We start from the raw sequence: 14,460 nt of genomic DNA on the forward strand, positions 1-14,460 counted from the left end.
TCATGCAGCAGCGTGAGCTGGCGCATCACTCGCCTGCGCCCGACGGCTCGCTCAAGCAAACCCGTCGGTCGCGCGCACCAGTGCATCGACATTTTCCGGCTCGAAGGCCGAATGCCCCGACGCCGGGCTGATCTGCAGCTGCGCCTTCGGCCACGCCTTGTGCAGATCCCAGGCGCTTTGCAGTGGGCAGACCACATCGTAGCGGCCATGCACGATCACCCCGGGGATGTCGGCAATGCGGTGCGCATCGCGCAACAACTGGCCTTCCACCTCGAAGAAGCCCTTGTTGACGAAGTAGTGGTTTTCGATACGTGCGAAGGCCAACGCAAAGTGCGCGTCCTCATGCCCGGTGACGAAGTCCTCGTCCACATGCAGAAAGCTGGTGGCGCCTTCCCACACGCTCCAGGCCTTGGCGGCGGCCAGGCGCGTGGCCTCGTCGTCGCTGGTCAGGCGGCGATGGAAGGCGGCGACCAGATCGCCGCGTTCGTCTGCCGGGATGGCGTTGATGTAGTGCTCCCATGCATCCGGGAACAGCCGGCTGGCGCCTTCCTGATAGAACCAGTCCAACTCGAAACGACGCAGCAAAAAGATGCCGCGCAGCACCAGTTCGGTGACCTGCTGCGGGTGGGTTTGCGCATACGCCAAGGCCAACGTCGAGCCCCAGCTGCCGCCGAACACCTGCCAGCGGTCGATGCCCAACTGCGTGCGCAAGCGCTCGATGTCGGCGACCAGATCCCAGGTGGTGTTGTCGGTGAGATCGGCATGCGGGGTAGACCGGCCGGAGCCGCGCTGATCGAACAGCACGATGCGGTACTTGGCCGGGTCGTGGAAGCGCCGCATCTTGTCGTTGCAGCCGCCGCCCGGGCCGCCGTGCAGCATCACCACCGGTTTGCCCTGAGGGTTGCCGCACTGTTCGAAATACAGCGTGTGGCGGTCGTCGACCTTCAGGCTGCCCTGCTCGTAGGGCGTGATCTCGGGATAGAGCGTGCGCATGCGTCGGTCCTGGGCGAAAACCCGCATTGTAGCGATCGACGATGGAGCCAACGGCTGCGTCTTCCCGTGGCGAGGTGTGACTGCGCATGCCGGCGCGCAATGACTGCACCGTCGGCGACGCTGCACCAGCCACCACTACCGCGTCGCGCCCTCCTCCCAGCAGCCCAACGTCACCCGATCGCGCTGTTCCAGATCCTGATGCGTGGCCACCTGCGCAAACCCGCGCGTGCGCAGCAACTCGGCCACGGCCGCGCCCTGATCCCAGCCATGCTCGAGCAGCAGCCAGCCGCCTGCGCGCAGATGTGCGGGCGCATCGGCCACGATCGAACGAATGTCATCCAGCCCGTCGCTGCCGGAGGCAAGTGCACTGGCCGGCTCGTAACGCAGATCGCCCTGCGCAAGATGTGGGTCGCCGGCTGCGATATACGGCGGGTTGCTGGCAATCAGATCGAAGCGCTCGCCGGCCAGTGGTCCGAACCAGCTGCCCTGCCGGCATTCCACGCTCGATAGGCGGTGGCTGTCGGCGTTGCGCTGGGCGATGGCGAGCGCGGCCGCGCTGGCGTCGGTAGCGATCACCTGCGCCTGCGGCCGCTCGCTGGCGATCGCCAGCGCGATCGCGCCGCTACCGGTACCCAGATCGGCCACGCGCCGGCCGGGCGCCTGGTCCAGACGCTCCAGCGCCAGCTCGACCAACGCTTCGGTGTCGGCACGCGGAATCAGCGTGGCCGTGGAGACGGCAAGGTCCAGGGTCCAGAACCCGCGCGAACCGGTCAGGTAGGCCACCGGCTCGCCAGCCTGCCGCCGCTGCACCAAGGCGTCGAAGGCCTGCGCGATGGTCGCCGGCACAGGGTCGCGGCCGTGCGCGAACAGCCAGGCGCGGTCGCGGCCCAGTGCATGCAGCAGCAGCGGCTCGGCATCGGCACGCTCGATCCGCAGCGCAGCCTGCCGCAGCAGCTGTTCGGCGGGGATGCCTGCAGGATCGTCGCTCATACGGGTCATTCACTCATGCGAAACATCGGCCGACCATTATCGGAGATGGACCGGCCCACCCGTAGCGCCAGATGCCGTCTGCAATATCGATAGCCAAAACCTATCTATGCAATTCCATTAATCGATTTGAGAAATCTATCGATCCTGCCTACCATGACGGCTGTTCCATCCCCTGCCCCCTTTCATCGCACGAGGAAACTCAATGTCTCTCATCAACACCCAGGTCCAGCCGTTCAAGGCGAATGCGTACCACAACGGCAACTTCATCGAAGTCACCGAGGCCAGCCTGAAGGGCAAGTGGTCGGTGCTGATCTTCATGCCCGCCGCATTCACCTTCAATTGCCCGACCGAAGTGGAAGACGCCGCCGACAACTATGCCGCGTTCCAGAAGGCTGGCGCCGAGGTGTACATCGTCACCACTGACACGCACTTCTCGCACAAGGTGTGGCACGAGACCTCGCCGGCCGTGGGCAAGGCGCAGTTCCCGCTGATCGGCGACCCGGCCCACAAGCTGACCCGCGCCTTCGGCGTGCACATTGAAGAAGAAGGCCTGGCCCTGCGCGGCACCTTCATCATCAACCCGGAAGGCGTGATCAAGACCCTGGAAATCCACGACAACTCGATCGCCCGCGACGTCACCGAGACGCTGCGCAAGCTGACCGCAGCGCAGTTCGTGGCCAACAATCCTGGCCAGGTCTGCCCGGCCAAGTGGAAGGAAGGCGCCAAGACCCTGGCTCCGTCGCTGGACCTGGTCGGCAAGATCTAAGCCGCCGCGCATCCCTGGCCCGGTTCATCGGGCCGGGGGTGAACCGGAGCCGGTGCCGAGCTGCCCGCCAGCCATCGCCAGCACGCATCCCGACCTCGCGCCGGCTGCGGTTCACCTCCTTCCTTCCCCGGCGACCTGCCCTTCGGCAGCGACGCCACGCCCTCCCCTTGCCCATTCCCAGGAGTTTTCCATGTTGGATGCCAATCTCAAGACCCAGCTGACTGCCTACCTGGAACGGGTCACGCGCCCGATCCAGATCCACGCCTCGATCGACGACAGCGACGGCTCGCGCGAAATGCTCGACCTGCTCGAAGACCTGGTGCTGCTGTCGGACAAGATCAGCCTGGACGTCCACCGCGATGACAACCAGCGCAAACCCTCGTTCGCGCTGACCTCGCCTGGCCAGGACATCTCGCTGCGCTTTGCCGGCCTGCCGATGGGTCACGAGTTCACCTCGCTGGTGCTGGCGCTGCTGCAGGTAGGCGGTCACCCGTCCAAGGCTGCCGCCGAGCTGATCGAGCAGGTGCAGCATCTGGATGGCGACTACCAGTTCGAAACCTATTTCTCGCTGTCGTGCCAGAACTGCCCGGACGTGGTGCAGGCGCTGAATCTGGCGGCCGTGCTCAACCCGCGCATCAAGCATGTCGCCATCGATGGCGCATGGTTCCAGGACGAGGTCGAAACCCGCCAGATCATGTCGGTGCCCACCGTCTACTTGAACGGCGAGCTGTTCGACCAGGGCCGCATGACGCTGGAGCAGATCGTCGCCAAGCTCGACACCAATGCCGCAAAGCGCGATGCCGCCAAGATCGCCGCCAAGGACGCCTTCGACGTGCTGGTGATCGGCGGTGGCCCGGCCGGCGCGGCAGCAGCGGTGTATGCCGCGCGCAAGGGCATTCGCACCGGTGTGGCCGCCGAGCGTTTCGGTGGGCAGGTGCTGGACACCATGTCGATCGAGAACTTCATCTCCGTGCAGGAAACCGAAGGCCCGAAGATGGCGGCCGCGCTCGAACAGCACGTGCGTCAGTACGATGTGGACATCATGAATCTGCAGCGCGCCGAGCAGCTGATCCCGGCCGGTGCCGATGGCCTGGTCGAGATCAAGCTGGCCAATGGCGCTTCGCTCAAGAGCAAGACCGTGATCCTGTCCACCGGTGCGCGCTGGAGGCAGATGAACGTGCCGGGCGAAGACCAGTACAAGAACAAGGGCGTGGCCTACTGCCCGCACTGTGATGGCCCGCTATTCAAGGGCAAGCGCGTGGCGGTGATCGGTGGCGGCAACTCGGGTGTGGAAGCGGCGATCGACCTGGCCGGCATCGTGGCGCATGTCACGCTGGTGGAGTTCGACGACAAGCTGCGTGCCGATGAGGTACTGCAACGCAAGCTACGCAGCCTGCACAACGTGCGCATCATCACCAGCGCGCAGACCACCGAAGTGCTGGGCGACGGGCAAAAGGTCACCGGCCTGGTCTACAAGGACCGTACCGGCGGCGACAGCCAGCACATCGATCTGGAAGGCGTGTTCGTGCAGATCGGCCTGCTGCCCAATACCGAGTTCCTGCGTGGCACGGTGGAGCTGTCGCCGCGCGGCGAGATCATCGTCGACGACCGTGGCCAGACCAGCGTACCGGGTGTGTTTGCGGCAGGCGATGCCACCACGGTGCCGTACAAGCAGATCGTGATCGCGATGGGCGAAGGCTCCAAGGCCGCACTGAGCGCATTCGATCACCTGATCCGCTCCAGCGCACCGGTCAGCGCCGAAAACGTTGCGCAGGCCGCATAAGCGCAACGACAGCCATCGCCCGGCCACGCCGGGCGCTAAGCTGCATCACGCGTCAGTCGTTAACCGTCACCGCCTTGAGGGCTGCTGCACATGAATCTGCGTGACTTGAAGTATCTGGTAGCCCTGGCCGACCACAAGCATTTCGGCCGCGCCGCGACGGCGTGTTTCGTCAGTCAACCGACGCTGTCCACCCAGATCAAGAAACTCGAGGACGAGCTGGGTGTGCCGCTGGTAGAGCGCGCACCGCGCAAGGTGATGCTGACGCCGGCCGGCCGCGAAGCGGCGATGCGCGCACGCGGCATCGTTGCCGAAGTGGAACAGATGAAGGAAGCCGCGCGGCGCAGCCAGGATCCGGAAGCGGGCACCGTGCGGCTGGGCATCTTCCCCACGCTGGCGCCCTATTTGTTACCGCATGTGGTGCCGCGCATCCGCGAGCGGTTTCCGCGGCTGGAGCTGCTGTTGATCGAAGAAAAAAGCGACCGACTGATGCACCAGTTGCGCGAAGGCCGCCTGGATGCGGCACTGCTGGCGCTACCGTTGCAGGACGATCAGCTGCATGCGGAATTCTTGTTCGAAGAACCCTTTGTGCTGGCAGTCCCGGAAGGCCATCCGCTGTCGCGCCACGACAGCATGACGCTGGACGATCTGTCCGAACAACGCCTGTTGTTGCTGGAAGACGGCCACTGCCTGCGCGAACAGGCGCTGGATGTCTGCCATCTGGCCGGCGCGCTGGAGAAGTCGGAATTCCAGGCCACCAGCCTGGAAACCTTGCGTCAGATGGTCGCTGCCAATGTCGGCGTCACCCTGCTACCGCTTCTGGCAGTCAAACCGCCGGTCGCCCGCTCGGAAAACATCCGCCTGATTCGCTTCCGCGAAGACAAGCAACCCAGCCGCCGCATTGCCATGGCGTGGCGTCGCAGCTCGGCCATGACCGCGTTCCTGGAGCAGCTGTCGCAGTTGTTCAAGGAATTGCCGGAGAGCCTGTTTACGCTGGATCAGCCTGCGACAGGCCCCAAGGCGGTGGCGGCTTAGGGAATCGGGAATCGGGAATCGGGAATCGCAAAAGCGTTTCATGGCTGTGGTCGCTTTGCGCGACATTCGTAGACAACAAACATCGGCGGCGCGCAAGCGGCGCCTTTTGTTTTTTCCAGCTGGTGTTTTTCTTCGGCTGCAGATTCATCGGTGTAGCCACTCCGTCTGGCTTACCTGGGCAGGCATTTGATCCTGCCATCTGCGCCCTTAGAACTCTCTCGCAGCGCTCGCTTGATCGCCGCGTTAACGCCAGTGGCTTGAAAAAAGAACCACGTCGGCCTGCCCCAAGTCACCACATGTTTCCGCCGGGCAGCATGTATTGGGATCGGCCAACGGCGCCCTCATCTTGTCGGTGCCGCTTGCCATGTTGGCGAGCCGTATTCGTCAGGAGAGTGCCATGACTTCCCAACATCACAGCGGCTTGCCGCCATCCATCCTTGTTTCCAGCCACGACCTCGCCCGGCTTGAGGCCTTGCTCGATTCCCCCGCCTTCAACAAGCATCCCGCCGCCACTGCGCTGAGCGACGAACTGGGCCGCGCACGTGTGCTGCCGCCCGACCAGATTCCCGGCGATGTCGTCACCATGCACTCGCGCATCGAATGCGAAGACCAGCTGCACGGCGAACGGCATACGCTCACCCTTGTGTACCCGCATGAAGCCGATGTCCAGCACAGCCGCATCTCGGTGCTTGCGCCGGTGGGCAGTGCGCTGCTTGGCCTGTCGGTCGGCCAGAGCATCGACTGGCGCACGCCTGACGGGCGCGACCTGCGCTTGCGCGTGACCGCCGTACACGATCAACCCGCAGCCGCGGGCGACTTCCAGCGCGCGGCGCGCTAACGTAGCGCGCTGCGTCATCCCCGACCCGTTCCACGATTCGAGAGAACCCGCATGACTGCATCCCCCTCCAAGCTTGCCCAACTGCGCGACCTGTCTGTCGTTGTTGCCGACACCGGCGATTACGACGCCATCAAGCGACTGAAGCCGGTCGACTGCACCACCAATCCCACTCTGGTCAAGAAGGCGCTGGACCTGCCGGTCTATGCCGATCTGATCGAGCGCGAACTGGCCTGGGGCCGCGAGCACGGCGGCGACGATCGCACCGCCACCATCCACGAGGTCGCCGACCGTCTCACCATCGGCGTGGGCGTCAAGCTGGCCGAACTGGTGCCGGGGCGCGTGTCTACCGAAGTGGACGCCGACCTGGCTCACGACACCGAGGCCACCATCGCCAAGGCGCGCAAGTTCATTGCGATGTACGCCGAGCGTGGCGTGTCCAAGGACAAGATCCTGATCAAGATCGCAGCGACCTGGGAAGGCATCGAAGCCGCCCGTCAGCTGCAACGCGAAGGCATCGACTGCAACCTCACGCTGATCTTCAACCACTCGCAGGCGCTGGCCTGCGCGGAAGGCGGCGTGTTCCTGATTTCCCCGTTCGTGGGCCGCATCCTGGATTACTACGTCGCCCAGGGGCAGACCCCGGCCAACATCGATGAAGACCCGGGCGTGGTGTTCGTGCGCACCGTCTACAACGAGTTCAAGCGACGCGGCTCGTCGACCGTGGTGATGGGCGCCTCGTTCCGCTCCACCGCGCAGATCGAAGCGCTGGCCGGCTGCGACCGCCTGACCATCTCGCCGGATCTGCTGGAAAAGCTCGACGCCGAACACGGCGAGTTGCCGCGCAAGCTCTCCCCGGCCAAAGCCGAAACCGTGCAGATCACGCCGATCAATAGCGACAGTTTCGCCAACGACCTGGCGGCCGACCCCATGGCCACCGAAAAGCTGGCCGGCGGCATCGACACCTTCGCCAAGGATCTGCAAGCCCTGCGCAAGACCATCGCCGACAAGCTGGCCGGCTGATTGTCTTAACGTACAAGTGCGACCACCAACGCCCGCGGCCGATGCTGCGGGCGTTGTCGTTTTCGGGGTTGCAGCGGCAGTCGCACCGGGGCTTGGAATCCCGGCCGAATACGACTTCCCGCGTATCCGATACAACACCCGCAAGTCGATGCCGCTGCGTCGCGCACCTCTCTGGCGCTGGCCCACGCGGTCTAGTGAGGTAACGCAGGTAACGCGACGGATCTGATCGACACTGCGTGCCTCGCACAGCGTGGCCATCCTCAGCCGCCCCGCGCATCTGTCAAGCAAGCTCCGTTCGAGCAGCCGATGGACCAGGCCGCGATACCGCCCGCCCCCTGCGCGTCTGCACACCTTGCTTACAATCGCCGCGCGCGCACTGCCTAGAATCCAGAGACCTCAACTGGTGTAGCGGACAATGGCAAACATTGCAGTGGTGATGGTCGATGGTGTGGCCGATTGGGAAATCGGTGTGGTGCTGCCAGCGGCGCGCGAGTGGTTTGGCGATCAGGTAGCCATTGCCAGCATCGATGGTCAGCCGGTGCAGTCCATCGGCGGGCTGCGGATCGCTCCGGAATTCGCGCTCTCGGATCTGGCGCCGCTGGACGCGGACCTGTGGATCCTGCCCGGCAGCGAGCGCTGGCAGGCAGGCGAAATCCCCGGCTTAAGCGGTCTCTTGGTCGAACGCGTGCAACACCAGCGACCGGTCGCCGCCATCTGCGGCGCCACCATCGCGCTGGCGTATGCAGGCCTACTCGACGAACGCGCGCATACCAGCAACGCGCTGGCGTTTTTGCAGGAACATGTGGTGCCCTATGCCGGGGCCGCACAGTATCGCCACGAGAAAGTCGTCACCGCTGACAGCGTCATCACCGCACCCGGCACCAGCCCGGTCGGCTTTGCGCTGGCCTGCATGCGTCTGCTGCATCCCGAACGCACCGACACGCTTGCGCAGCTGCGCGGCATGTTTGCCGGCGAATTCGTCTGAGTCAACGGATTCAAGCACGCCCAGCGCGTTGCACCCACTGAGTGCTGTGATTCGCCGCACCGATGCATTGCACCGATTGGCTGCAATGATCCGCTGGCCAGTTTGCCTATCAACCACACGAGGCGACGGCAGCGCGTCTTGCGCACGCCGCACAAAAAAAGATGGCTACGTCGTCTCCGACGTAGCCATTCAAGTTGCCTGGCATGCACTCCCATGCGCTGCCTGATCGTGATAACGCTGCCGGTCACTATTGGCCATCGGCGCGCTGCCACGATCACGTGGTTGACAGCGCTTCAATCCGGCCTGCCTTTCCGTCAGGCATCCAGCCCGATCGGGCAGCTCACTCCCGTGCCGCCAAGCCCGCAATAGCCATTGGGGTGCTTGGCGAGATACTGCTGGTGATCGTCTTCGGCGTAGTAGAACGTGGGCGCCGGGAAACGGATCTCCGTGGTGATTGCGCCATACCCTGCGGCATCCAGCTGCTGCTGATAGGCGTCGCGGCTGGCAAGTGCCGCGTCGTATTGCGCTTGCGTCGTGCAATAGATGGCCGAACGGTATTGCGTGCCGACATCGTTGCCTTGCTGCATGCCCTGGGTGGGGTCATGGCTTTCCCAGAACGTGCGCAGCAACTGCGCGAACGACACCGACGCTTCGTCGTACACCACCAACACCGCTTCGGTATGGCCGGTCTGTCCGGAGCACACTTCCGCGTAGGTCGCATTGGGTGTCTCGCCGCCCGCATAGCCCACTGCGGTGGTGTACACCCCCGGTGCGCTCCAGAACTTGCGTTCCGCGCCCCAGAAGCAACCAAGCCCGAATTGCACCTGGGCCAGGCCGGTAAATTCCCCGCGCAACGGGTGACCGTTGATCAGGTGCGTGTTGTGTAGCGGCAGCGCTTGCTCGCGTCCTGGCAGTGCCTCGCCCGGACGTGGCATACGTTGTTTAAAGGCGCCGATTCCCAGCATGGTGCAACTCCGCAATCGTGAGGATTGCCTGCTGGATGGCGCCGGCCGCAGCAGCTTTCAAGCCTGCCCGACCGGCGCTCGCCGCCGATGCAGCGCTTACTTGGCCTTGGCGACCGCCGCACGCGTATCGACTTCCGGCATCGCCGAGCTGTGGTGGTTGATGATCAACCACTTGCCGTCGCGCTTCTCGTAGACGAAGGTGTAGCGCGCCTGCACGTCGCTCTTCTTGCCGCTCTTGTCGGTCAGCGTGAAGGTGTAGACGCCGGCATCCACCGCGCTGTCGTCATCGAGCACACGCACGGTGCGGTAATTGATCACGCCCTTGGGCTTTTTGGTCAGGAACAGTTCGAAGTAGTTTTCGATCTGCTCGCGCGAGGCGCGCACTTCGTTGGAGACCGTCGGCAGCAGCACGCCGTCCGGCGCGTACAGATCGGCCACCTTGTGCGGGTTGCCTGTCGCCAGCGCGGCATTCCAGGTGTCGAACAGCGCAGCGACTTCGCGCTCTTCGCCGCCAGCCGGCAGTGCGGCCTTGTCTGCGTAGTGCATCACACCGCCGGCCAGCGCCGGGGTGGCAGCCAGAGCCAGAACCAAAGAGAACAGGGTGCGGCGCATGGAAAATCTCCGTTAGGTTGTTGTGGGTGCCTCATCGGGCAAGCTCAGTATCGAAATCAAACACCCCCAACAATTCTGCCGATTGGCATATACTCAAATATGCTGATCGGCCTAGAACGAACCTATGGAAGCCCCTACCAATGCTGGCGATTGGCGCCTGACCTTGCGGCGCGAGGCCTCAGACAGCGCACGTTGGCAGGCGCTCTTGGAGGCGGCCGTGGCCCTGCGTCAGGCCCACACGCCGGAGCAAGCCTGCGATGCAGTACTGAGCCGCGTGCTGCTGTTGCTGGGCCTGGAGCACGGCGCCGTGCTGGCGCAGCGCGGGCCGCGCGCGCAGGTGCTTGCCAGCCGCGGGCGGGCACTGCCCCCCGGTGCCAGTGCGGCCGGCGACGGTCACGAAGCCGCCTGGCTGATGCCGCCGCGCCCAAGCGACATGCGCGAAGCCAAAGTACCGATCCATGCCCTGGGCACCACCCACGGCATGCTGTGCGTGGCCTGGACCGACAGCCGCACTGCGCCCGGCAACGATGACGTGCAGGCGCTGCAGGCCTTCGCACTGTTGCTGCCGGCAATGGTGGCCGAACCGGCCAAGCCGATCGCCACGCGTCGGCGCAAACCCCAGCAGGACGACCGCCTCAGTGCGCTGAGCAAACGCGAGAAACAGGTCTTGTCGCTGCTGCCGCGCGGACTCACCAATGCCACGCTGGCAGCTGAACTGGGGATTTCTCCCGGCACGGTAAAAGTGCATGTGGAGCGAATCTTGCAGAAACTTGAGGTAAAAGATCGCACCCAGGCCGCGGTGTACGCGGTCCACGCCGGACTCGCGCTATGAATGCATTGGCAGTGCGTTGGAACGATTGGCCAATCACCCGTAAAAGTCTGGCGGTGGTTACACTGCCGTTGCTGTTGCTGGCCGTGGCGCTGATGGCGATCTATAGCGTGGAGCGGCAGAACATCGCCGCCGAAAACGATGTGCGCCAGACACTGGAAGTATTGAGCGACCTGTACGAAGCACATGCGCTATTGGCCGAAACCGCAGCCGGTGTGCGCGGCTATCGCCTGGTGCGCCGCGATGAATTCCTCACCCCGTACCGCGATGCCGAACCGCGGTTGCAACGCGTGGCCGAACGGCTCTCGCAACGCATCACCGACCCGGTGCAGGCGCAGCGATTCGCGCGCATCAAGCCGCTATTTGCGGAAAAAATGCAGGGTTGGCGTCGTTTGCTGGCACCGGACCTGAGCCGCGAAGAAGAGATCCGTCAGCTCTGGGACGGCAAGTACAAGCTCGACATCCTGCGTGCGGAACTGCGCGAGTTGCGCAATTACGAAACCGCGCAGTTGCAAGTGCGCACCGCCAAGGCGCAAGGGCTGCGCCAGCGCAATCTGATCATCACCCTGAGCGCGGCCATGCTCGGCGGCCTGGGCGCGGTGTTTGCGGTGGCGTGGTTCGCCTCGGCCTTGTCCGGGCGGCTGCGCACGCTGGCGGCCAACGCCGACCGACTGGGCGAAGGCCTGCCGCTGGCACCGCAACCGCGCGCCGGCGATGAGTTGGGCCAGGTCGGCCAGCGGCTGGCGCAGGCCAGCGAACTGTTGGCCGCACGCGCGGCCGAAGCGCAACTGGCACGGCGCGATGCAGAAACCGCCAACCGCGCGAAAACCGAATTTCTCTCGCGCAGCAGCCATGAACTGCGCACGCCGCTCAACGCAATTCTGGGCTATGCGCAGGTGCTGGAAATGGACCTGCCCGAACCGGGCCACCGCCGCCATCTGCAGCACATTTTGGGCGCCGGCCGGCACTTGCTGGGGCTGATCACCGAGTTGCTGGACATCGCGCGGATCGAAGCCGATCAACTGGATCTCAGCCCGGAACCCATTTCGGTGCGCGCGGCCGTGCACGAAGCGCTGGGCCTGATCGCGCCGGATGCCGACAAGTACGGCATTGCATTGCAACCGGCCGCCATCGAGGGGCCGTGGACGGTCCGCGCCGACGCGCAGCGGCTGCGTCAGGTGCTGCTCAATCTGCTGTCGAACGCGGTCAAGTTCAATCGTCCCGGCGGTCAGGTGCAGGTCACCGCACAAGCAGATGGCGAACAACTGCGTATCACCGTGGCCGATCAGGGCACGGGGCTGACGCCTGCGCAGATCGAGCGCTTGTTTACGCCGTTCGAGCGACTCGGTGCCGAGCGATCGGCCGTGGAAGGGACGGGTCTGGGCCTGGCACTGAGCAAGCGCCTGATCGAGGCGATGGGTGGGCAGATCGGCGTGGACAGCAGCCGCGATGGCGCACGCTTCTGGATCTCGCTACCGCAAGGCGAGCCGCAACCCAACGAGCCAGCACGCATCCTGCTTCCGCCCAGCACCAGCGGCAGCGCGGTGTGCCGGCTGCTGAGCATCGAGGACAACCCGTCCAACCAAGCGCTGATCCGCACCCTCACCGAGCGTCGCCCGCAATGGCAGTTGCTCGAAGCCGCCAGCCTGGCGCAAGCGCGCGAGTTGTTGCAGCAAGGCGTGCCGGATCTGATCCTGCTGGATCTGCACCTGAGCGACGGCAACGGCGAGGAGCTGTTGCGCGAGTTGCAAGCGCAGCCGGCCACGGCGCAGGTGCCGGTGGTGGTGATCAGCGCCGATGCCACCACCGCCACCCTGGCGCGCGTCGGCAATCAGGGCGTGCGTGCGTATCTGACCAAACCGCTCGACGTGGCGGAATTCTTCACCGTGATCGACAGGCTGCTGGCATGACACGCGACGAAATCCTGGGCTCTCGCATCCTCATCGTCGACGACGAGCCGGCCAATGTGCGGCTGCTCGAAGACCTGCTGCAGCGCGAAGGCTTCCAGCAGGTCATCGCCACCACCGATCCGCTGCGGGTCATGGGGCTGGTGTCGGCGTTCGCGCCGGACCTGATCCTGCTGGATCTGAAGATGCCCGAGCTAGACGGCTACGCGCTGCTGGAACAGCTGGCGCGGCTGTCCGATCCGGGGCATTTCTTGCCGGTGATCGTGCTCACCGCCGACCCCAGCCGCAGCGCGCGCCACCGCGCCCTGGGCCTGGGCGCCAAGGACTTCTTGACCAAGCCGCTGGATACCTTCGAAGTCGCGCTGCGGGTCTGGAACGTGGCCGAAACCACGGTGCTGTTCAAGCGCCTGCGCGCGCTGGCCGCGCCAGAGGCCGCGCCGCCAGGGTGGCGTCAGTCGGAATGATGCGTGCGCGTCGTAGGAGCGCACCTGGGCGCGACCGGGCTTTGCCGATAACGCCCGCGCAGGAGCGCACCCTGGCGCGATGAAGCTTTGCCGATAAACGCCTCGTCGCGCCCAGGTGCGCTCCTACGGGGGGCGCTGCGCTGCTTCAACGCTATAGCGCGCGGGTGACTTCGCCACACAGGCCGATGTCGGCCAGCACCGCCTGCGCCTGACTCAGCTGCAGGTCGGCCACGCAGACCTGCAGCACGCCGAAGGCCGGCAATTCTCCGGCGCCGCCCAGCAGCGATTCGCCGAACACGAAGGCGGTGATGCCGGCATCTTCCAGCGCGTGCTTGGCCAGATGCGCATCGATGATGTGACTGGCGCGATAGGCGATCTGCATCAGCCGCGCTCCGCGCGTTCGCGTTCTGCGCCGTTGCGCCATTCGCGTAGCGCCGGCAGCGCATCCAGGGCAGCCAGGTAATCGCCAGCGGCCTCGAACAGCGGTACGCCATAGCTGGCAAAGCGCAGCGCCACCGGGGCGTACATCGCATCGACGATGCCGAATTCGCCGCACAGGAAGTTGCCGGCATGGCCGTGCTCGGCGCGCAGGCTGGCCCACAGGGCCTGGATGCGGGTGATATCACGCTCGGCCGCTGCATCCCACTGCGCCGGGCCGGGGGGACGGGCCAAATCCATCGGCAGCTGCGTGCGCAACGCGGCAAAGCCCGAATGCATTTCGGCCGCAGCCGCGCGCGCCTGAGCCCGCACCGCCAGATCCGCCGGCCAGCCACGGCCGTCGAGCCAGCGCTCGTTGATGTATTCGCAAATTGCCAGCGAGTCCCAGACATGCAGGCTGTCGTCCCACAGCACCGGCACCCTGCGAGTGGGCGAGTAACCGGCGATGCGCGCCTGGAACTGCGGCGTGTCCAGCGGCAGGCAGACTTCGTCGAACGGCACCTGGAAATGCCGCAATAGCAGCCACGGCCGCAACGACCAGGAAGACAGGGTTTTGTCGCCGATCACCAGACGGGGCAAGGGCATGCGCAGCTCGCTGCAGAGGGTCGGCGCAGCGTACGCGTCGGGGCCGGCCACCGCCAGCCGTGGCCGATCGGGCGCTGCCAGCGCCCTTCACGCACGTTCGCGATGGCACCACCGCCTGCCACCGCTTCCTTCGATAAGGTTTTGAGACTGGCCCTTGACCACGGGATGTCGCTGCTGGCCGGGCGCGCGGAGCCCACTGACGGTGCCGACGGCAGTAAAAACATCGCAAAACGCGCCGCACTGCCCCACCGCC

The 14,460-nt window shown here is 65.2% G+C and carries 15 protein-coding genes; 9 read left to right on the plus strand and 6 right to left on the minus strand.

Features of this window, described 5'->3' with window-relative positions; genetic code table 11:
• Positions 1-51 precede the first annotated feature (51 nt).
• Both pip and prmC read right to left on the minus strand, forming a co-directional pair.
• The gene (gene pip / locus ABQZ00_RS15695) at positions 52-993 is read right to left on the minus strand and encodes a prolyl aminopeptidase (RefSeq protein WP_115512442.1); all 942 of its coding nucleotides are present in this window, start codon (positions 991-993) and stop codon (positions 52-54) included.
• Positions 994-1,128: 135 nt separating this feature from the next.
• Positions 1,129-1,983: a peptide chain release factor N(5)-glutamine methyltransferase gene (prmC, locus tag ABQZ00_RS15700; RefSeq protein WP_323538817.1), complete on the minus strand. Its 855-nt coding sequence runs from the start codon at positions 1,981-1,983 to the stop codon at positions 1,129-1,131.
• A gap of 202 nt (positions 1,984-2,185) precedes the next feature.
• Here prmC and ahpC point away from each other — a divergent pair, with 202 nt between their 5' ends.
• The 6 genes from ahpC (at position 2,186) to ABQZ00_RS15730 (ending at position 8,407) form a co-directional block, all read left to right on the plus strand.
• Positions 2,186-2,749 (plus strand): alkyl hydroperoxide reductase subunit C, encoded by a 564-nt coding sequence (gene ahpC, locus ABQZ00_RS15705; RefSeq protein ID WP_011036070.1) that lies wholly within the window; start codon positions 2,186-2,188, stop codon positions 2,747-2,749.
• A gap of 190 nt (positions 2,750-2,939) precedes the next feature.
• Complete coding sequence (gene ahpF, locus ABQZ00_RS15710) at positions 2,940-4,532, plus strand: alkyl hydroperoxide reductase subunit F (RefSeq protein WP_055851236.1); 1,593 nt, start codon at positions 2,940-2,942, stop codon at positions 4,530-4,532.
• A 90-nt stretch (positions 4,533-4,622) separates the two neighbouring features.
• On the plus strand, positions 4,623-5,564 hold the full coding sequence (locus tag ABQZ00_RS15715; protein ID WP_055851233.1) for a LysR substrate-binding domain-containing protein: 942 nt from the start codon (positions 4,623-4,625) through the stop codon (positions 5,562-5,564).
• Positions 5,565-5,961: 397 nt separating this feature from the next.
• Positions 5,962-6,402 carry a nucleoside diphosphate kinase regulator gene (gene rnk / locus ABQZ00_RS15720; RefSeq protein WP_055851460.1) on the plus strand — a complete coding sequence of 147 codons (441 nt, stop codon included), beginning with the start codon at positions 5,962-5,964 and terminating at the stop codon, positions 6,400-6,402.
• Between the two features lie 51 nt (positions 6,403-6,453).
• Positions 6,454-7,422, plus strand: coding sequence for a transaldolase (locus ABQZ00_RS15725; RefSeq protein WP_323538816.1), 969 nt, complete (start codon positions 6,454-6,456; stop codon positions 7,420-7,422).
• Between the two features lie 415 nt (positions 7,423-7,837).
• Positions 7,838-8,407 (plus strand): type 1 glutamine amidotransferase family protein, encoded by a 570-nt coding sequence (locus tag ABQZ00_RS15730; RefSeq protein WP_323521734.1) that lies wholly within the window; start codon positions 7,838-7,840, stop codon positions 8,405-8,407.
• Positions 8,408-8,721: 314 nt separating this feature from the next.
• On the opposite strand, the gene msrA is transcribed toward ABQZ00_RS15730, so the two are convergent.
• Complete coding sequence (msrA, locus tag ABQZ00_RS15735) at positions 8,722-9,372, minus strand: peptide-methionine (S)-S-oxide reductase MsrA (RefSeq protein WP_323538815.1); 651 nt, start codon at positions 9,370-9,372, stop codon at positions 8,722-8,724.
• Positions 9,373-9,468: 96 nt separating this feature from the next.
• Positions 9,469-9,984 (minus strand): SgcJ/EcaC family oxidoreductase, encoded by a 516-nt coding sequence (locus ABQZ00_RS15740; protein ID WP_323521732.1) that lies wholly within the window; start codon positions 9,982-9,984, stop codon positions 9,469-9,471.
• 124 nt (positions 9,985-10,108) lie between these two features.
• Between ABQZ00_RS15740 and ABQZ00_RS15745 the strand changes: the two genes are divergently transcribed.
• From ABQZ00_RS15745 to ABQZ00_RS15755, 3 genes are read left to right on the plus strand one after another with little or no spacing between them, the layout of a single operon-like run.
• Entirely contained in the window at positions 10,109-10,816 is a 708-nt protein-coding gene (locus ABQZ00_RS15745) for a helix-turn-helix transcriptional regulator (RefSeq protein ID WP_055851220.1), read from the plus strand.
• Complete coding sequence (locus ABQZ00_RS15750) at positions 10,813-12,723, plus strand: ATP-binding protein (RefSeq protein WP_323517751.1); 1,911 nt, start codon at positions 10,813-10,815, stop codon at positions 12,721-12,723. The genes ABQZ00_RS15745 and ABQZ00_RS15750 overlap by 4 nt, the downstream gene beginning before the upstream one ends.
• Entirely contained in the window at positions 12,720-13,184 is a 465-nt protein-coding gene (locus ABQZ00_RS15755) for a response regulator (RefSeq protein WP_055851215.1), read from the plus strand. Before ABQZ00_RS15750 ends, ABQZ00_RS15755 begins: the two co-directional genes overlap by 4 nt.
• A 151-nt stretch (positions 13,185-13,335) precedes the next feature.
• Here ABQZ00_RS15755 and ABQZ00_RS15760 read toward each other — a convergent pair whose 3' ends face one another.
• Both ABQZ00_RS15760 and ABQZ00_RS15765 read right to left on the minus strand, forming a co-directional pair.
• Complete coding sequence (locus ABQZ00_RS15760) at positions 13,336-13,566, minus strand: putative signal transducing protein (RefSeq protein WP_055851211.1); 231 nt, start codon at positions 13,564-13,566, stop codon at positions 13,336-13,338.
• A complete protein-coding gene (locus ABQZ00_RS15765) occupies positions 13,566-14,207 on the minus strand; it encodes a glutathione S-transferase family protein (RefSeq protein WP_323538814.1) in 642 nt (213 codons plus the stop codon). The genes ABQZ00_RS15760 and ABQZ00_RS15765 overlap by 1 nt, the downstream gene beginning before the upstream one ends.
• Positions 14,208-14,460: the final 253 nt, after the last annotated feature.

Origin of the sequence: Xanthomonas sp. WHRI 10204 (assembly GCF_040202875.1) — a bacterium.
Lineage (GTDB): Bacteria > Pseudomonadota > Gammaproteobacteria > Xanthomonadales > Xanthomonadaceae > Xanthomonas.